We start from the raw sequence: 19,092 nt of genomic DNA, 5'->3' as shown, positions 1-19,092 counted from the left end.
TCAACGAGTTTAAGGTTAAGGCAATAGGTTCAGGGTTCCCCGGGAGGGGAGCCCCGATTGCCGTCTTTTTGTCGATGACGGAATCCGTTGGGAATCCGTTGAACGGTTTGGTATTCACACAATAACGGAGAGGACAGAAAAAACTGAAGAAGCGAAGCGCTCGCCTTTATCAATGGATTTTCCCAATTAGAATAAGAAATGAAAAAAATCCAGTGATAACAGCGATCGGAAGTTGTTCTGGCTGCGCAGTGGCTAAGTGTGAATAATTATGGGGTTCACCCTGATCCTGCAGTGGTGGAGTGAGGAAGTTCACTAACTTTGTGATAAAAATCACAGATGGTGAAACCCGCAAGACGTATACTGAAAATGTAAGAAAAACATCCATCCCGCGGTTCCGGTTCCCATGTAGAGAGAACGTGTTCCGGCTGATATGTGAAAAAGTTCACATTAATCGCGGCTCTGGGCACAGATGAGACGATTTTGCTTGCACCCTGTCATGTGTCCGGAAATCCAAATTTGTGGAGGGATTACTATGTCGGTGATCGAAAAAGACGTAAAACAACAAACAGGCTGGAGAAACTTTACGAAAGGCACATGGACCAAATCCGTGGATGTGAATGATTTTCTGGCACACAACCTGTCTCCGTATTACGGGGATGAAGCATTTCTCGCAGGAGCGACACAGAACACCAAAGACCTGTGGGACATCGTATCCGATCTGACCAAAAAAGAGCGGGATAACGGCGGTGTACTGGATGTGGACGTAAACACTCCGGGAACGATCGTGTCTCACCAACCAGGGTATTTGGACCAAACGAAAGAACAGATCGTCGGTGTGCAAACGGATGCTCCATTCAAACGTTCCATTCAGCCAACAGGCGGAATTCGCATGATGATTGATGCATGTCAGGCTTACGGCTTCGAAATGCCTCAAGAAGTCATTGATATATTTACTAATATTCGCAAAACACATAATCAGGGTGTATTCGATGCATATACATCCGAGATGCGCGCAGCGCGCAAAGCCGGCATCATTACGGGTCTGCCTGATGCTTACGGCCGCGGCCGGATCATTGGCGACTACCGCCGGGTTGCTCTGTACGGTGTGGACTTCCTGATCCGCGCCAAAAAAGGAGAGCTGAACGCTCTTGAAGTGGATGTCATTGACGAAGATGTCATCCGTCTGCGTGAAGAGTTATCCGAACAAATCCGGGCTCTGCAGGAATTGAAGCAGTTGGGCGAAATGCATGGCTTCGATATTTCCCTGCCGGCTACCACAGCGAAAGAAGCGTTCCAATGGCTGTACTTCGGTTACCTGGCTGCGATTAAAGAGCAAAACGGTGCTGCGATGTCCCTTGGACGTGTATCTTCATTCCTGGATATCTACATTGAACGTGATCTGCAGGAAGGCCTCCTGACCGAAGAACAGGCTCAGGAACTGGTTGACCATTTTGTCATGAAATTACGGATCGTCAAATTCCTGCGTACACCGGACTACAACGAGCTCTTCAGCGGTGACCCGACATGGGTAACCGAGTCCATCGGGGGGATGTCCGTGAACGGGGAAACACGCGTAACGAAAAACAGCTTCCGTTTCCTGCACACGCTGCACAATCTGGGACCAGCACCGGAACCAAACCTGACCGTACTCTGGTCTACGAAACTTCCGGAGGCATTCAAAGAGTATTGCAGCAAAGTGTCCATTGAAACCAGCTCCATCCAATATGAAAATGATGATCTGATGCGTCCAATCTACGGAGACGATTACGGGATTGCCTGCTGCGTATCGGCCATGAAGATCGGTAAACAAATGCAGTTCTTCGGCGCTCGTGCCAACCTGGCGAAAGCACTGCTGTATGCGATCAATGGTGGACGCGACGAGAAATCCGGAGCACAGGTCGGACCGGAATATCCGGCCATTACAAGCGAAGTATTGGACTACAATGAGGTCATGAAACGGTTCAAACCGATGATGGAATGGCTGGCTAAACTGTACATGAATACCCTTAACGTAATCCACTACATGCATGACAAATACAGTTATGAACGGATCGAGATGGCTCTGCATGACCGCGATATCGTACGTACCATGGCCTGTGGTATTGCCGGACTGTCCGTCGCAGCCGACTCCCTGAGTGCAATAAAATATGCAAAAGTTAAACCGATTCGTAACGAGCAAGGAATCGCCGTTGATTTTGAAATTGAAGGAGACTTCCCTTGTTACGGTAACAATGAAGACAGTGTCGACAGCATCGCGGTTGAACTGGTGGAGAGCTTCATGGGCATGATTCGCAAACATAAAGCGTACCGCAATGCCATTCCAACCCAATCTGTATTGACCATCACATCCAATGTGGTGTATGGCAAAAAAACCGGTACAACACCGGATGGACGTAAAGCAGGCGAACCGTTTGCTCCAGGTGCCAACCCGATGCATGGACGTGACAAAAAAGGCGCTCTGGCATCCCTGGGTTCTGTAGCCAAATTGCCTTACGAACACAGCCTGGACGGTATCTCCAACACATTCTCGATTGTGCCTAAAGCACTCGGTAAAGAGTCCGATACCCGCAAATCCAATCTGGTTGCCATGATGGACGGTTATTTCGGTCAAGGTGCTCACCATCTGAACGTGAACGTGTTCGATCGTCAGCAGTTGATTGACGCCATGGAGCATCCGGAAAATTATCCACAATTGACCGTAAGGGTATCCGGCTATGCCGTAAACTTCATCAAATTGACGCGTGAGCAGCAGCTGGATGTCATTAACCGGACCTTCCACGGTTCGATGTAATAACACGGTAAACAGGAGTAGATCACCATCATAAACGCACAGCGGATGCGGATACAGAAAGGAAGAGGCAGCATGGTTAACGGACATATTCATTCACTCGAAACTTTCGGGACGGTTGACGGCCCAGGCATCCGCTTCGTGCTTTTTATGCAGGGATGTCACCTGAAATGCCAATATTGTCACAACCCGGATACATGGGCGCTTGATGGAGGCCGGGATATGAGCGTGGAGGAAGTTCTCGCAGAGATCGAGCCATACTTGACCTATTATCGCAGTTCGGGTGGCGGACTTACGGTATCGGGAGGCGAACCGACGCTGCAGGCTCATTTCGTAGGCCAGGTTTTCAAAGAAGTGAAGCGGCGCTGGGGACTGCACACCACTCTGGACAGCAACGGTTACAATGAACCTGATCGTATTCTTGACTTGTTGGACCATACGGATCTGGTCATGCTGGATCTGAAACATATCGATGATGAAAAGCATATCAAGCTTACCGGGAAATCCAATGAAAGAACACTTCGGATGGCCCGCTGGTTATCGGATCATGGCCGGAAAATGTGGATTCGGCACGTATACGTGCCAGGCATTCATGATGATGAACAAGATCTGCTTAACCTGGGGCGTTATATCGGTACATTGAACGGTGTGGAGAAGTTTGAGATTTTGCCGTATCACCAGATGGGCATATACAAATGGCAGGCACTCGGAAAAGTATATCCGCTTGACGGCGTTCCGTCTCCTACCGAAGAGGAAGTGGAACGGGCTTATCGATTGATTGAACAGGGGCGGAAAGAAACGACAGGCACACTTACTCAGGCAAAATGATCCATATCATCCATGGGTCCGATAGAAAATGAACATTCCTTAAAAATGGACCCACTCTTCAAACAGTCTTTGCGACAGACGTCGCAAGGGCTGTTTTTTTTGCATTTTACATGAGGATTACGAAAAGGCTTGTTCAGTGAAGGATTTTATCCCCTCATTGATGAATTGTCATCCTTACGATGGTAGCTCCGGCTTTTTATAATCAGAGTGTAAAACCAATTGCGCAATATCCGAGGAGGGTCAACGACGATGAAAAAAAGAATGATAATGCTGCTCTCACTGCTGCTGGTAACGTCCTGGACGCTGGCTGCATGTTCGGGCTCAGGGAACGAAAATCCGCAGGGAGCCTCAGGCTCCGAACCGGAGACGAGCAAGGAACCAGTGGAAATGCTGCTGCGTCACACCCAAGTAGGGGCGGATAAACAGAAACGGTTGGCCATTCTGCAGGACGTCGTCGACAAAGTGGAAAGTGAGGTCCCTAATCTGACCTTTACGCTGGACGGGGTTGAATCGGATGTGAACCGGAAGGAAAAGCTTCGCGGGGAAATGGCGGCCGGCAATCCACCGGATATTTTCGAACTGTTCGGCAGCCCGGACTCCAAAGTGTATGCCAAGGAAGGCATGCTGCTGGATCTGACACCGATTTTGCAAGAGCTGGGCATTCAGGATCAGTTTACATCCCTTGAACCATTCACGTATGAAGGCAAAGTGTATGGACTGCCGATAGGTGGTTCAGGCGAAGGTTTCTTCTATAATAAAGAATATTTTGCAAAAAAGGGCTGGCAAGCACCAACGACCATGGCTGAGCTAGATAACATGCTGGCCGAGATCAAAGCGGATGGGAAAGTGCCGCTTGCCTCTGCTTCCAAGGCGGGCTGGGTCCCACTGATGTTGACGAACCATCTGTGGTCCCGTTATGCCGGTCCCGAGATTACTGCGAAGTTTGCAACTGGTGAAGCCAAGTGGACCGATCCGGGTGTGATTCAAGGTTTTGCGAAGCATAAGGAATGGGTCGATAAGGGGTATTTCAAAAAAGGCGAGCTTGGCTTCGAATACGCAGAGTATACGACTCAATTCACAAGTGGTGAAGCGGTATTGATGTATGACGGAACATGGAAATCATCTGTATTCAAGGAAGGACAGAGCGGGGAATCGTTGATCGGTAAGGTTGGATTCTTCAATATGCCGCCGGTAGAGAATGGCGTAGGAGATCAGACTTCCCTCATGCGTGATGTCAATAATGGATATGGCTTCTCGGCATCTGTAGCGGAAGATCCTCAGAAGCTGGAAGCGGTAAAAGCGTTCATCAAAAATTTCTATAATGAAGACATGCAGGTGCGTGGACTTGTGGAGGATGGAGTCCTTCCTGCCATGAAGCTGGATGAGAAGGTATTAACGGACAGCATTACCGACGAGCTGATGAAGGAGATCGTTGCTGTCCTGAATGCATCCCAGACATCATTTCCAGCCTTTGATGCACTGGTACAGGCGGATGTGACCACCGAGATCAGCAATCTGCAGATTCAAAAACTAATTGGCGGACAGACCACGCCGGAGAAGATGGCAGAGGAGCTGCAGCAAGTTCAGGAGGAAGCCAACGCTTCCGTGGAATAATGAATCTATTCAACCCAAAGCTGCAACTGAAGTTACTGAAGGAGGCTGAATATGAACACTTCACTCCGCAGCCCACTCATCTACACGCTGTTTGTATTACCGGCATTGATTTTGTTTGTCATGTTTTTCCTGTATCCGATTGGCAGCTCACTGTACTATAGCTTGACCAGCTGGAATGGCGTTTCGACAGACCCACGATTTGTGGGTTTGTCGAATTACGCCAAGGCTTTAACCGATGAACGGTTTTGGATATCCACACGGAATAATGGCTTTTTTATCGGATTTTCCGTATTGATCCAGGTTCCGCTGATTGTATTATTCTCATTGCTTATTGCCAATGTCAAACGATTAAAGGGAGTATACAAAACGGCTGTTTTTTTACCTTCCATTATGTCGACGGCGGTCATCGGTATTTTGTGGGGATTTATCTATGAGCCCAACATTGGGCTATTGAATCAACTGCTGAATACGTTTGGCATTCCGCCGGTTTATTGGCTTTCGGATAATCGTTTCGCGATGCTGTCCATTCTTGTGACCAATGCCTGGCAGTGGACCGGATTTTACATTGTTATGGTACTGGCGGCCATTCTCGCCATTCCTCGTGACCTGGATGAAGCAGCAGCCATCGATGGTGCTACGGCAGTACAGCGGGCCACCCGAATCACGCTGCCACTCATCAGGCCCATTATTTCGGTTGTCATCATGCTGTCCATTGCCGGAGCGATGAAGGCAGCAGATATTGTGCTTGTAATGACTAAAGGCGGACCGGCCGGCTCCACCGAGGTACTTGCTACGTATATGATCAAATATGCGATTACCAATTTTAAATATGGGTACGGCAATACGGTAGCGGTTCTGATCTTTGCTCTGACACTTGTGCTGACGGCTGTGTACCAACTGCTCGTGGCAAGGCACAACGAAAGGGTGGAGTATTGATGGTAAAGAATATACGAGCCAGTATTCCTCATGTGTTGTTGATGTTATATTTAATCGCTATTTTATTTCCCTTTTTATTCGTTATCTTCTCTTCTTTCAAACAGGATAACAATGAAATTGCTCTTCATCCTTTTGGTCTGCCAACTAACTGGGTGTTCAGCAATTACGTGGAAGCCTGGGTCAACGCCAAGATTGGTACGTATTTCTGGAACAGCATGTACATTTCGGTGCTCTCTTCGGCAGGTACCATTATACTGGGCGCCATGTTTGCTTTTGCTGTAACCCGGATGAGACACCGCAAGTGGAGCCTGTTTCTCTATAGTCTTATACTGGCCGGCATGCTTATTCCGAACAATGCGCTGATGCTGCCCATTTATTTGCTCGTCCGCAAGCTGGGCATATTGGACACGCATCTGGCTTTGATTGTTCCCTATGTAGCAAATGCAATTCCTTTTACGATTATTATACTGGCTGCTTTTATGAGATCACTTCCCGGAGAGATAGAGGAAGCAGCGGTAATGGATGGCTTGAGGGCCCCAGGGATCTTTGCTAAAATAGTGATACCTCTTACAGTTCCAGCCATCGTTACGGTATTTATCGTGAATTTCCTCGGCAACTGGAACGAATTTTTGCTCGCCAATTATTTCCTATCTACAGATAAGCTGCGCACCCTGCCTGTAGGCATGGTCCAGTTTCGTGATCAGTACCAGATGAACTATGCCCAGATGTCCGCAGGAATTGTATATAGTGTTGTGCCTGTCATTGTTATTTACGCCATACTACAGGAGAAAATCATTGAAGGTGTGACCGCAGGCGGTGTCAAGGGTTGATGGCCTTCGCGGTTATTGGGGAGAACGGATATGAACTTGCGCATGAAGCTGGCCTTGGCATTTCTGCTGTTAATCATTGTACCGATGTGTGCACTGGGTATCGGGATGTTCCTGGTCACCTCGCACACGATTGAGAAAAAATACAACCAACAGGCCGAATATGCCCTCCAGGCCATTAGTTACAATATCGAAAATGTTTTTCAGCAGATAAACAATGTCACGGATAACGGGATCGCCACGTCGGTATTTCAAATGGCACTCAACGCCAAAGACCCGACCAAGCAGGATCTCGGGACCGGTAATCAATTATCGCTCAATGCCAGCCAGCGCAATTTCCGATCTCTTCTATATAACTATCCGTTCATTAGCTATGCTTTCTTATATGATCTGCGTTCGTCCCAGAACAATCAGATCGTCTCCATATTCACTAAAGAAAATTTTGAAGCGCTTCCTTTTCAGCAATTCAAGGTACATCCTTTATTTCAGGAAATCCATCAGCTTAATGGCGTGCCCAAATGGCTTGCCCCGCTTGAGTATCCCGAACTTACCGGTAATGATCCTGTCTTTACGCAGATCAGGCTGGTCAAGGAACTCAGTTATTTTCAAAATATCGGGATTCTGGTGGTACAAATAAAAAAAGGGGAGATCGATCGCATCTTCCGGCATTTGCAGATCAGTGATTCCGCACAAAATACGTCCTTTCTATTAATTAATGAAGAAGGTTTGGTAGTCTATGACCCATCCGGGCAGTACAGCGGGGAGAATATGGATAACCTCGGTGTAAATGCCGCCAGTTATGGACCCGGTTTCAGCAGCATCCGAACGGTATTTGATGGCACGGAGAGTATCCTGTCCCAGTATCATCTGAAAAACTACGGTTGGAGTTTAATCAGTGTAACCTCGTGGGAAGCGTTGTCGGCCGAAACCAATGTATTCGCAGGCTGGTCGGTGATCATTATTCTGGTCTGTCTTCTTGCTGCGATGGTCTTCAACCTGTTTTTCATGAATCGGATTACAGGCAATATTGCGGTGCTGGTCCGCTTCATGCGGCGAGTCGAGGATGGTGACTTCAACGCACGGGTAGAGGGAAAAGGATTCGATGAGATGCAGCTTCTTGCCCATGGGTTCAATGAACTGCTGGACAGGATTGGAAGCCTGTTTCGCCGTGTGAGGGCAGAGCAGCATCAAAAGGCCAAGGCTGAACTGCGTGTGCTGCAGGCTCAGATCAAGCCACACTTCCTGTTCAATACATTGGAATCTATCAACGGGCTGGCCATGCGAGGAGAGGGACGGAAAGTCAGCGAAATGGTAAACCGTCTTGGCAATATCCTTCGGATCAGTATTCAGGATCAGGAAGAAATTCCACTGGGCGAGGAAGTAAGGCATCTCCAGAGTTATCTTGAAATTCAGCAATACAGATTCAGCGAATTGTTCACGTACGAAGTGGATATACCTACTCATTTATATGCATCCTCCGTACTTAAACTGACCTTGCAGCCGTTAGTAGAAAATAGCATTCAGCATGGTTTCGAGGGTATTGAGTACAAGGGAGTACTTCGAATCCGTGCGTTTGAGCTGCACCATAATCTGATACTGCAAGTGGAGGATAACGGGCTTGGCATTCCCCAGGAAATAATGGGGAGATTCGAATACATGGCAGAAGATCCTCCGGAACATTCGCATGCAAAAGAAGGGGAGCACTCCCTATCCTCCATGGCTGAACGCCGGGGACTCGGCTTACGAAGTGTGGCGGATCGGATACGAATTCGATACGGGGCGGGATATGGCATATTTATCTGTTCTGCTCCAGGACATGGGACAGTGATTCAATGCATAATTCCACGATATGAGCAGGGGGATGCCTAGATGAATCTGACGGCAATGATTGTTGATGATGAACTGCCGATTTTGGAAAATTTGAGACTGATCCTGCCCTGGGAAGACATGGGGATTGAAATTACGGGCACGGCCAGAAGTGGAATAGAAGCACTGGATAAGGTGGCTGATTGCCATCCTGACATCATGCTGTGCGATATCCGCATGCCTACCATGGATGGTTTGGAACTTATTCGAATCCTGCGCGAGCGGGGCGAGTCATGTGAAATTATTTTGCTGACCGGATATCAGCAGTTCGAATATGCCCGAACGGCCATCCGTTACAATGTACATGAATACATATGCAAACCTATTGATTACTCGGATCTAGAGAACAAATTACGTGAGTTAACTGAACAAATTATTCAGAAGAGAGTAACAAGTGAGTCTGAACGCCATCGAAGTATAGAAATGGAAAACTGGATCAGGCACAAACATGTGACAGACTTGCTGCGGGGTGATAAGGAAAACCTGGCATGCTTCCCAGTGCAATCTTCGGAAACGTTGCCCTCTGCAGATCGCTATGTCCTGATCCTTGTGGATGCAGAAGGTTATTTCCGCCATTCCATCGGCTGGACAGCTGACCAGCATCAGCAATGGCATGATGAAATCCATACCATTCTTAAAGGTCTAACAGAAGTAATAGAAGGAAGCATCATAACTCATGTCCGTAAGGGGGAATGGGGCATATTGCTCAAGGCTTCGCTTGGATGGGAGACCAGAGCAGATCAACTAGCTCAGCGTATTCAAAAGAGGCTTAATGCCATCTTTGCTTCAGACTCAGCAATGAAGGCAAGGATTATTCTTGATGATACGCCCGTATGTCTGGACCACCAGATTATTGAGCGATACCGGCACTGTCAGAAACAAAGCGCCTCGCGTCCTTCGGTTTCGGAATGGATCAAGTCTGCATGTGAGTATATGGATACACATCTGGATCATGATCTTGGCATAGATGAGGTAGCGGATTGGCTGGGAATCAGTTCGAGTTACTTTTGTCAGCTGTTCAAAAGTCATGTGGGGGTTACATTTGTTGAATATATGACCCAGAAACGGATGGAAACAGCAGCGATGTTATTGATTACAACGGAATGGAGCATTACGTCGATTGGGGAAGCCACGGGCTATAAAGAGCGGCGTTATTTCTCCAAGGTATTTCATAAACATTTTCATATGAAGCCGTCCGAATACAGGCAAAGCCATAGAATAGCCACTTCATTGGAGGAGGAAATGCAGACATGAGCGCATGGGGACATTTCACACTGGAGCAAAAGGTGGGTCAGCTGTTTATGTGCGGCTTTCATGGACAGCAAGTGGATGAACAGATTACGCGCTTGATACAGGAATACCATGTTGGGGGTGTTATTTACTTCAGGCGCAACGTGGAAAGTGTAGAACAATTGACCCGTTTGTCTGCCGAGCTGCAGAGTTTGGCCGCAAAAAGCAGTGAGCTGCCGCTTATGATCTCAGTAGATCAGGAAGGCGGTATGGTTGCGAGAATTGATAAGGACGGGATTACCCGAGTGCCGGGAAGCATGGCTCTTGGCGCAACAGGTCATCCGGACTACACGTATCAATGTGCACGGATTCTTGGGGCCGAGCTTAAGCGGATTGGGATCGATATGAATCTTGCGCCCGTTGTTGACGTGAACAATAATGTTCTTAATCCGGTGATAGGCGTGCGATCCTATGGAGAAAATGCGGAGAACGTCGCTGTCCATGGTGCGGCAGCCATCGCTGGATATCAGTCCAGCGGCATTGCTACGACAGCGAAGCATTTTCCGGGGCATGGAGATACGGCTGTTGATTCACATCTTGGCATGGTAACGGTTCCGCATGAATGGCAAAGGCTGGAGCAGGTGGAACTGCGGCCTTTTCGCCGGGCCATTGAGGCAGGTGTGGATGCCATCATGACCGCACATGTGATTTTCCCGGCAATTGAACCTGAGCCTATTCCTGCAACATTGTCCCGTAACGTATTACATGAATTACTGCGCGAACAAATGGGGTTTAAAGGAATTATCATTACAGATTGCCTGGAGATGCACGCGATCTCCAAACCATATGGGGTTGCGAATGCGGCTGTTCGTGCAGTGAAGGCGGGAGCAGATTTGATTCTGGTCAGTCATACCCTGGAGGAGCAAATTGCAGCAATAGATGCAGTGGTAGAAGCGGTCCGCCATGGAGACATCGAAGAGCAGATCATTGACCTGGCGCTGGAGCGTGTCGTGGATTGGAAGCAAAGACGCTGCGGTAATCAATCAAGTGATCAATCGAGTGAAGATTCAAGTATGCCATATTCGTTTTCATCCGTTCCGGAGAAGTTGCTGTTAGATGAAATTGCATGCAAAAGCATTACCGTAGTGCATAATGACGGTGTACTGCCATTAAAGCCCGAACAAAATGTGTTTATTATATGGCCAGAGGTTGTACAGCGAACAGAGGTAGATGAACCTTGGTCTCATTCGGATTCACTTGGGATGGTGCTTGGGCAATACAAAAAACATGTTCGGGAGCATAAAATAACAACACAGCCGTCATATGAAGAAGCAGAACGAATTACGAAAAGTGTAATGGAGGGAGAACAAGTCATTGTATGCACGTACACCTCGGCTGGGGTTCTTCCCAAAGGTCAGCGTTACTTGATTGAACGGCTAAGTGTAAACCATTCATTAATTGTCGTAGCTTTGCGTAATCCCTATGATCTGCTGGAAATACCCAGACCGGGAGCTTACGTATGTACTTATGAAAACACACCTGCCGTGGTACGTGCACTCTCCTCGTTAATTACGGGTGAACTGAATCCGAGTGGAAGCTTGCCCGTCCGATTAAGTTAACTTTAAAGTGAAAAAGATGGCCTTACTATTATGTGGTGATATTCATCCATATAATGGTAAGGCTTTTTGGTTGAATAAACCAATTGAATCTTTGAATGAATGATGAAATGATAACTAACTATTTTCATAGTGTTTTCGCTCTATTAAAACTTTACATTTCTAATCTATTATTTTTAGCAACTTTTCCCGGTGACAAGCGTCTAATAGTATGACTTTTTGAGGGGGATATTAATAAAATGGGAGCAGAAGGAGCCAAAGAAAAAGAATGAATTTGAAGAAGAAACTGTCTATACTTACCGCTTTAGCTGTTTTTCAGGCGTTTGCAGCCATTCCTGCGAATGCACTTGCAGCTGATCAGAGCGATTCGACACCAGTGAATACAGCCAAAGTTAAATCCGTTGAGGTTATTAAGAAAGAACAAACCATAGCGGAATCCGAAGTAAAAGATCAATCAGGTACACAGACATCCGATAACGATACAACGGAGGAGACGAACCCTGAATCCACAGATTCATCAGGTACGGACGTTACTCCAGTTGACCCTGCAGCTCCTGCTGAATCTGAAGATGCAGAAGGTACAGAGGAAGAAGCGCCAGCACCTACACCTGTAGAGGTTGAGCAGCCTTCCACTAGTGGTCAGTCCGGTACTGCCGGTGGAGACCTGACGCTGTACATGAACAGCAATAAAATGGTGCAGGATGGCAAGACATATCTTGCTGGACAGCCGATGGCTGTCAAAAATGGTGTATCCTATGTAGCGATCCGCGCGCTGGTTGACCGAGTTGGCTATGATGTGAAATATGACAACACGACCAAGGAAACAATCATTATTAGCGGGGAAGATGAACTGCGTTTCAAGACCAACAGCAAAATCTATACCGTTAATGGTGAAGCAAGAACGATGAAGGGCGCTGCTTACCAACAAAAGAATACGTTTATGGTGCCGCTGACTTCAATTACACAGGCACTCAATATTACTTATACAGTGAACCAATCCGCCAAAACGGTGGTATTGAAACTGAGTACCAAACCGGTAGCCAGTTTCACGGTACCCAAAGAAGTTTTTGCCGGTGACAACGTAACATACACAACGAAATACAGTTCTCCCAAAGGACTGGACATTGTGGATGAGCGCTGGACTGGCCGTCAGGATTCGTTCGACCAACCAGGTACATATACGGTAACGTATGCTGTCCAGGATTCAAGCGGTCAATGGAGTGATCCTTACTCTGTAACAATCCAGGTCCAAAAACCGAATCTTCCTCCTGTAGCGATGTTCACTACAGACAAGGAAGAGTACAAAATGGGTGAAAAGATCACCTACATTGATCAAAGCACAGACGACGAAAATGCCATTGAGACAACAGAGTGGGACAACAACGCACTGGCATTCTTTGTTCCAGGACCGAAGACCATTACGATTACAGTTACAGACAAACACGGTCTGAGTGACAGCTATTCCAAAATCATTAATATCACGGGCGAAACGCTGTACACTCTCTCTGATTTCAATCAATTGTTCACACCGGTTGGTGGGAAGTTTACCTTCAATGGTGGAGAAGTACCTGCCATGGAGAAAGTTCCATACACTTACTATGATGAGCAAAGCATTCTGATTCGCAGTAACAGTCCGGAAACCGTTAATAGCGAAGGAATTGTCTACAAGGAATCTTCGATTGGACAAACACGTTTTATGATTCACCACGTGAATAATACAGGTAAAAACGTAAAAATGTACGTTGTGGCTACCAACAACAATATGTATCCGGCAACATTGGAGCAGCAAAACATGGGCTTCGCGGGTCCATCTCCGTTTGCTACTGTAGCTGGGAAACTATCGATTGACCGCTGGTTCAAATCCATGCAGGAAGGCACTGGCAAATTGGACGTGGTCCTGCAGCCAGGAGAGAGCAAACTGGTTCTTACGGAACTTAGTGCTCTGCCGATGAAGAAGGGCCAAGTGATCTCCCTGTACTCCGATGTATTCAGCGATTACAGACTGGATTACAACATTATTATGATTGAAGAAAACAAGGATCCGCTGGAAGTATGGTCTACGCTGCCAGTGCTGGATCGTGACGGTGTTCACAACCGGGGGACTTACCCGAATGCAACACGTGTCATTACGTATGATCAAGAAGTAGGTGCGAAGCCTTCCCGTCTTCCACTTGGTGACAATGCAAGTGATCCAAACCTGGTCGGAACAGACCCGATGGCCTACACAGATGCTTCCAACGCCGGTAACTTTGGTGTGCTTTATAAAATTACACTGAATAACGTAGCACCGCGTACGCTGATCTCGTTCAACCCTCGTGGTGGTAAATATTCGGGTGTGGCACTTGTTAACGGTCAGGTTGTACAAATTTCCGAGGGTAAATCCTTGAGTGCTCCTAACGAGCAAAGTGTACTCTATCGCACAGGCTCTTATGGTGAGAGTGTTACCATTCTGTTTTCAGCGGCACCAGGAAGCAATCTTCCTGTAAATCTGCTGTTCACCCCGCTTCCGGCTGAGAAGTAATCTTGACCAGGCAACAAGGAACGGACGGTTTGGAGTGAAAGCTTATATTTCATATACCCGATCACCCCAAAAGTCGCCCGAAGAAATGATCTTCTGAACCGTCAGAGAAGGACTCCATGTGAATGGGGTCCTTTTTAATGATCTGACGTGAACAGTGCGCTAGTCGTTTCGTTGACTCTAATCCGAATTTGAGGCATTATTAGAATTATAATAACAAGCATGGTATCAGCGTTGCATAATTGTAATTCCCATGAAGTCGATGGGTAACATCTGGACGAATAAACCTAAGTAATCTAGCCTTTTGCTAATTTGGATTTGCTGTTAGGATGTATGCATAATGCTTGTATGACAGGAGGTGCTTGAAGTCATGCTGTCGACAGAACAGATTATTAATACTATGTCCTCACAGGGACTTCGCATTACGGATCAGCGGAAGACACTGGCCCGGTTATTTGCCGAATCTCCTGGGTATCTTACACCCAAGGACGTCTATGAATATATGGGTAAGACTTACAGCGGACTGAGCTTTGACACGGTGTACCGGAACTTGCGTGTCATGCAGGATTTGGGTGTGCTGGAGCAGGTCATTTTTGAAGACGGTGTAAAATTCAGAGCGCATTGCAGCGAAGACCACCATCATCATCATATGATCTGTCTAAAATGTCAGAAGACCTATCCGATCGTTTTTTGTCCGATGCAGCTGGCAGATGCTCCAGAACAGTTTCAGGTTGTGGATCATAAATTCGAAGTGTTCGGATACTGCAAAGATTGTGCGGAATATGCTCCGGCGAAAGTGTCCACTGGGCATTCACACAATCACGGGAAACACTAACAATGAAGCTATCCCGCAGAGTGGCACAGGCGCCGATTCGGGTATATCGGAATTACATTTCTCCCTTGAAACCACCTACATGTCGCTTTTATCCGACTTGTTCGGCATACGCAATGGAAGCGATCGAGGTTCATGGCGCATTCAAAGGTTCGCTGCTGGCTGCCAAGCGTATCGCAAAATGCCATCCGTTTCATCCCGGTGGCGTTGATTTGGTTCCGCCAAAGACAGAAAAAACGATCATGGTACATGATGAGGGATGAAGGTGGAGTCATTAACGGCATGATCGGATGACAAGGTCGTAGTTGTGCTGCTGCCGACTTGACAAAGAGGGCAGCATTTCAGTATATTTTTCGTATAATGATTTCCAGTGAAGGGATAAGTACAGACACACCCCCAGTGCAGAGAGCCGGATAAGCTGAGAACCGGTCTGGGAGGAGGATGGAATATGGTCCTGGAGGAACCTCTTTCGAGCGTGCAGACGTGTATGTAGACGCTGTCGTAAGGCTGAGGCGTGATCCAGCGTTAATGGGCGGTCGAAGGACCGGCAGAGCCTGTGTTTTGCAAAAAGCACGGGGAATTTGGGTGGTAACACGTGAGATCTACTCTCGTCCCATAGGGGCGGGAGTTTTTTGTGTTCTTTTTTAGCTAAGAACGCGAAAGCAAGCATGACATATGAAGGAGGAGAAGTCTTTCATGACTGATCAAAAAACATTTTATCTGACGACGCCGATTTATTATCCGAGTGACAAATTGCATATTGGGCATGCGTACACAACGGTAGCTGGAGATGCAATGGCTCGTTACAAACGTCTGCGCGGTTATGCAGTGCGTTACCTGACAGGAACCGATGAGCACGGACAGAAAATTGAACGCAAGGCTCAGGAGAAGGGTCAGACACCACAAGCATTTGTAGACGACATCGTTGTAGGCATCAAGGAGCTGTGGAACAAGCTGGATATCTCCAATGACGATTTCATTCGTACAACGGAAGAACGTCACAAAACAGTTGTACAGGATATTTTCGATCGTTTGCTTAAACAGGGAGATATCTATAAGGGTGAGTACGAGGGCTGGTACAGCATTCCAGATGAAACCTACTACACGGAAACCCAACTGGTTGATGTGGAGAAGAATGAGAAGGGTGAAATTGTCGCTGCCAAAAGTCCGGATAGTGGACACCCGGTAGAACTTGTCAAAGAAGAATCCTATTTCTTCCGGATGAGCAAATATGCAGATCGTTTGCTGAAATATTATGAAGAGAATCCTGGTTTTATTCAGCCGGAATCCCGCAAGAACGAGATGATCAACAACTTTATCAAGCCCGGTCTGGAAGATTTGGCTGTTTCGCGTACAACGTTTGAATGGGGCGTGAAAGTCAAAGGCGATCCAAAGCACGTCGTATATGTCTGGATTGATGCATTGTCCAACTATATTACGGCTCTCGGCTACGGATCATCCGATTCATCACTGTATGACCAGTTCTGGCCTGCAGATGTTCATCTGGTAGGTAAGGAAATTGTTCGTTTCCATACCATCTACTGGCCAATCATGCTGATGGCGCTTGACCTGCCTTTGCCGAAAAAAGTATTTGCGCATGGCTGGTTATTGATGAAGGACGGCAAAATGTCCAAATCGAAGGGCAATGTCGTTGACCCAGTGACCCTGATTGACCGTTACGGCCTGGATGCACTGCGTTATTATTTGCTGCGTGAAGTTCCATTTGGTTCGGATGGTACGTTCACTCCAGAGAGCTTTGTAGAGCGTGTGAACTCGGATCTGGCCAACGATCTGGGGAACCTGCTCAACCGTACCGTTGCGATGGTGGATAAATATTTTGAAGGCAAGGCACCTGCATTTACTTCGGGTGTAACGGAATTCGATGCTTCACTGGAAGAAGCTGGCCTTGCAGCGGTGGATAAAGTGGAGCAGGCGATGGAAAATCTGCAATTTTCCGTTGCGCTGACTGCGATCAGCCAATTTGTTAGCCGGAGTAACAAATATATTGACGAGACACAGCCGTGGGCTCTGGCACGCGATGAAGCGAAACGGGATGAACTCGCATCCGTTATGTCTCACTTGATCGAAAGTTTGCGTATTGCTTCCATCTTGCTGCAGCCGTTCCTGACTCGTGCTCCGCATAAAATCTGGGAACAGCTCGGTATTCAGGAGGGCGAACTTACAGCATGGGATACGTCTAAGCAGTGGGGTGTAATACCAGCGGGTAATGCTCTGCAAAAGGGTGACCCTATCTTCCCACGTCTCGACTCGGAGCAGGAGGTTGCGTATATTGCTGAAGCCATGACAGGAGGCAAAAAAGCGGAACCGCAAGCGGATGGCACACAAGGTAATGCTGGCGATTCTGCGCAAGCATCCGAACCCGTGACTGCACCTGAGGGCAAGGAAGAAATCGGCATCGACGATTTTGCCAAAGTGGAACTGCGTGTAGCACAGGTTATCGCCTGTGAACCAGTCAAAAAAGCCGATAAGCTGCTGAAATTGCAGCTGGATCTTGGTTATGAGCAGCGTCAGGTCGTATCAGGGATCGCCAAGTTCTACTCCCCGGAAGAGATGGTTGGACGCAAAGTTATTTGTGTAACGAATCTCAAACCAGTAAAATTGCGCGGTGAGCTGTCCCAAGGTATGATTTTGGCGGCATCACATGGAGACCAATTAACACTGGCTACGGTACCTGACAATATGCCTAATGGTGCACAAGTAAAATAAATTCTGTTGAACATTTAGTCAGATGCTTGATTAATGACGAATGAAGGTGACCCGATACTATCGGGTCGCTTTTTTTCTTTCCTCTTGATTGCCCTGGCTAATAACGTAGCAAACCAAGCATATACTGTTATGAACTCTGCGCTCGAGGGGAGAATAAATAGGACCCGACCGCTTGACAACCACGTTCAGGTTACCTATAATTCTTTCAGTAATGTTTACGATTAAGAGATGCGGAGTGAAGTAATAGTGAAATGGTATAATGAAACAACTCAAACCAGGGGTACCCGGATACAGCATACAAGCAAACGTGGCCAAACCAGAACGAAATGGTTATGGAGCAGCTTGCTTATTCTCAGTTTGCTCATGTTGTCTGCGTGCGGACAAAGTAATTCGGAAAGTGCGAAGATCGAGGAAGGCAAAGTGAATGTGATCACGAGTTTTTATCCTGTGTATGCATTTACAACGGCCATCGGCGGTGAAGACGCAAACGTTATTAATTTGCTGCCAACCGGCGTTGAACCCCATGACTGGACGCCAAAGAGCCAGGACATTGTAAACACCTCCAAAGCACAATTGTTCCTATACAATGGTGCAGGCCTTGAAGGATGGGTACCTAACTTTCTTAAGTCCCTTAACAGCGATACCCAAGTGAAGTCTGTGGCTGTAAGTGATGGAGTGAGCTTGCTGACGGCTGAAGGTGATGATGGGCATAATCATGGAGAAGAGCATGAAGACGAACACGCGGAAGAAGAAGGCACAGAGGACGTTGCAGACCATCACGTGGATCCTCACACATGGGTAAGTCCCAAGTCGGCTATCGTGATGGCCGAAAATATCAAAAATAGTCTGGTCGAAGTAGATCCTGATCATCAGGATGGTTACGAACAGCGCTATGAGGAACTTCGGACCAAACTCGAAGCGCTCGATCAGCGCTTTACGGATGAATTATCCAAAGTCTCCAATAAAGAAATTGTAGTGTCCCATCAAGCATTTGGATATCTTGCACGTGATTATGGTTTGACCCAGCATGCCATCATGGGGCTATCCCCGGATGCCGAACCAACAGGTCAGGATATTGTGAATCTGTCCAAGCTTGTGAAGGAAGAGGGCATCAAGTATATTTTCTTCGAAGAGCTGGTCTCCGACAAATTGGCCAAAACACTCGCTGGCGAAGCCGGTGTGGAAACGATGGTGCTGAATCCGGTTGAAGGGCTTACCAAGGAACAGGCAGCAGGTGGGGATGATTATTTCACCCTGATGGAGAAAAATTTGCAAAATCTGCTGATCGCATTAAAATAAGATAGACTGAA

General features: G+C 47.3%; 13 protein-coding genes. All 13 read left to right on the top strand.

Translation table 11 applies throughout. The features are described from left to right. Positions 1–532: 532 nt before the first annotated feature. The 13 genes from pflB to MHB82_RS20455 all read left to right on the top strand — a co-directional run bounded on the left by pflB (position 533) and on the right by MHB82_RS20455 (position 19,081). On the top strand, positions 533–2,791 hold the full coding sequence (gene pflB / locus MHB82_RS20515) for a formate C-acetyltransferase (RefSeq protein ID WP_193724140.1): 2,259 nt from the start codon (positions 533–535) through the stop codon (positions 2,789–2,791). A 72-nt stretch (positions 2,792–2,863) separates the two neighbouring features. Next, positions 2,864–3,616: a pyruvate formate-lyase-activating protein gene (pflA, locus tag MHB82_RS20510; protein ID WP_341175707.1), complete on the top strand. Its 753-nt coding sequence runs from the start codon at positions 2,864–2,866 to the stop codon at positions 3,614–3,616. 249 nt (positions 3,617–3,865) lie between these two features. Further along, a complete protein-coding gene (locus tag MHB82_RS20505; protein ID WP_095290372.1) occupies positions 3,866–5,230 on the top strand; it encodes an ABC transporter substrate-binding protein in 1,365 nt (454 codons plus the stop codon). Positions 5,231–5,281: 51 nt separating this feature from the next. Next, complete coding sequence (locus tag MHB82_RS20500; protein ID WP_095359303.1) at positions 5,282–6,166, top strand: carbohydrate ABC transporter permease; 885 nt, start codon at positions 5,282–5,284, stop codon at positions 6,164–6,166. Beyond that, entirely contained in the window at positions 6,166–6,996 is an 831-nt protein-coding gene (locus MHB82_RS20495; RefSeq protein ID WP_095359302.1) for a carbohydrate ABC transporter permease, read from the top strand. Before MHB82_RS20500 ends, MHB82_RS20495 begins: the two co-directional genes overlap by 1 nt. Positions 6,997–7,026: 30 nt before the next feature. Continuing rightward, a complete protein-coding gene (locus MHB82_RS20490; RefSeq protein ID WP_095359301.1) occupies positions 7,027–8,862 on the top strand; it encodes a cache domain-containing sensor histidine kinase in 1,836 nt (611 codons plus the stop codon). Beyond that, positions 8,863–10,113 (top strand): response regulator, encoded by a 1,251-nt coding sequence (locus MHB82_RS20485; RefSeq protein WP_341175706.1) that lies wholly within the window; start codon positions 8,863–8,865, stop codon positions 10,111–10,113. Further along, positions 10,110–11,708, top strand: a complete 1,599-nt coding sequence (gene nagZ, locus MHB82_RS20480; RefSeq protein WP_095359299.1) for a beta-N-acetylhexosaminidase — start codon at positions 10,110–10,112, stop codon at positions 11,706–11,708. The genes MHB82_RS20485 and nagZ overlap by 4 nt, the downstream gene beginning before the upstream one ends. A gap of 265 nt (positions 11,709–11,973) precedes the next feature. Continuing rightward, complete coding sequence (locus MHB82_RS20475; protein WP_095359298.1) at positions 11,974–14,226, top strand: stalk domain-containing protein; 2,253 nt, start codon at positions 11,974–11,976, stop codon at positions 14,224–14,226. 367 nt (positions 14,227–14,593) lie between these two features. Further along, entirely contained in the window at positions 14,594–15,058 is a 465-nt protein-coding gene (locus MHB82_RS20470) for a Fur family transcriptional regulator (RefSeq protein WP_095290387.1), read from the top strand. Positions 15,059–15,060: 2 nt separating this feature from the next. Then, the gene (gene yidD / locus MHB82_RS20465) at positions 15,061–15,318 is read left to right on the top strand and encodes a membrane protein insertion efficiency factor YidD (RefSeq protein WP_095359296.1); all 258 of its coding nucleotides are present in this window, start codon (positions 15,061–15,063) and stop codon (positions 15,316–15,318) included. A 433-nt stretch (positions 15,319–15,751) separates the two neighbouring features. Next, positions 15,752–17,782: a methionine--tRNA ligase gene (gene metG, locus MHB82_RS20460; protein WP_153979301.1), complete on the top strand. Its 2,031-nt coding sequence runs from the start codon at positions 15,752–15,754 to the stop codon at positions 17,780–17,782. A 363-nt stretch (positions 17,783–18,145) separates the two neighbouring features. Beyond that, positions 18,146–19,081: a metal ABC transporter solute-binding protein, Zn/Mn family gene (locus MHB82_RS20455; RefSeq protein WP_341176672.1), complete on the top strand. Its 936-nt coding sequence runs from the start codon at positions 18,146–18,148 to the stop codon at positions 19,079–19,081. The last annotated feature ends 11 nt before the right edge of the window (positions 19,082–19,092 follow it).

The sequence above is a fragment of the Paenibacillus sp. FSL K6-2862 genome (genome assembly GCF_038005125.1).
Lineage (GTDB): Bacteria > Bacillota > Bacilli > Paenibacillales > Paenibacillaceae > Paenibacillus > Paenibacillus illinoisensis_A.
This window is presented reverse-complemented; position numbering and strand designations above follow the sequence as displayed.

Coding starts and splice junctions, on each gene's coding strand:
- pflA (WP_341175707.1), top strand. CDS start 2,864: ATGGTTAACGGACATATTCATTCACTCGAAACTTTCGGGACGGTTGAC.
- MHB82_RS20475 (WP_095359298.1), top strand. CDS start 11,974: ATGAATTTGAAGAAGAAACTGTCTATACTTACCGCTTTAGCTGTTTTT.
- MHB82_RS20500 (WP_095359303.1), top strand. CDS start 5,282: ATGAACACTTCACTCCGCAGCCCACTCATCTACACGCTGTTTGTATTA.
- MHB82_RS20455 (WP_341176672.1), top strand. CDS start 18,146: ATGTTGTCTGCGTGCGGACAAAGTAATTCGGAAAGTGCGAAGATCGAG.
- MHB82_RS20490 (WP_095359301.1), top strand. CDS start 7,027: ATGAACTTGCGCATGAAGCTGGCCTTGGCATTTCTGCTGTTAATCATT.
- metG (WP_153979301.1), top strand. CDS start 15,752: ATGACTGATCAAAAAACATTTTATCTGACGACGCCGATTTATTATCCG.
- MHB82_RS20485 (WP_341175706.1), top strand. CDS start 8,863: ATGAATCTGACGGCAATGATTGTTGATGATGAACTGCCGATTTTGGAA.
- pflB (WP_193724140.1), top strand. CDS start 533: ATGTCGGTGATCGAAAAAGACGTAAAACAACAAACAGGCTGGAGAAAC.
- MHB82_RS20470 (WP_095290387.1), top strand. CDS start 14,594: ATGCTGTCGACAGAACAGATTATTAATACTATGTCCTCACAGGGACTT.
- yidD (WP_095359296.1), top strand. CDS start 15,061: ATGAAGCTATCCCGCAGAGTGGCACAGGCGCCGATTCGGGTATATCGG.
- MHB82_RS20495 (WP_095359302.1), top strand. CDS start 6,166: ATGGTAAAGAATATACGAGCCAGTATTCCTCATGTGTTGTTGATGTTA.
- nagZ (WP_095359299.1), top strand. CDS start 10,110: ATGAGCGCATGGGGACATTTCACACTGGAGCAAAAGGTGGGTCAGCTG.
- MHB82_RS20505 (WP_095290372.1), top strand. CDS start 3,866: ATGAAAAAAAGAATGATAATGCTGCTCTCACTGCTGCTGGTAACGTCC.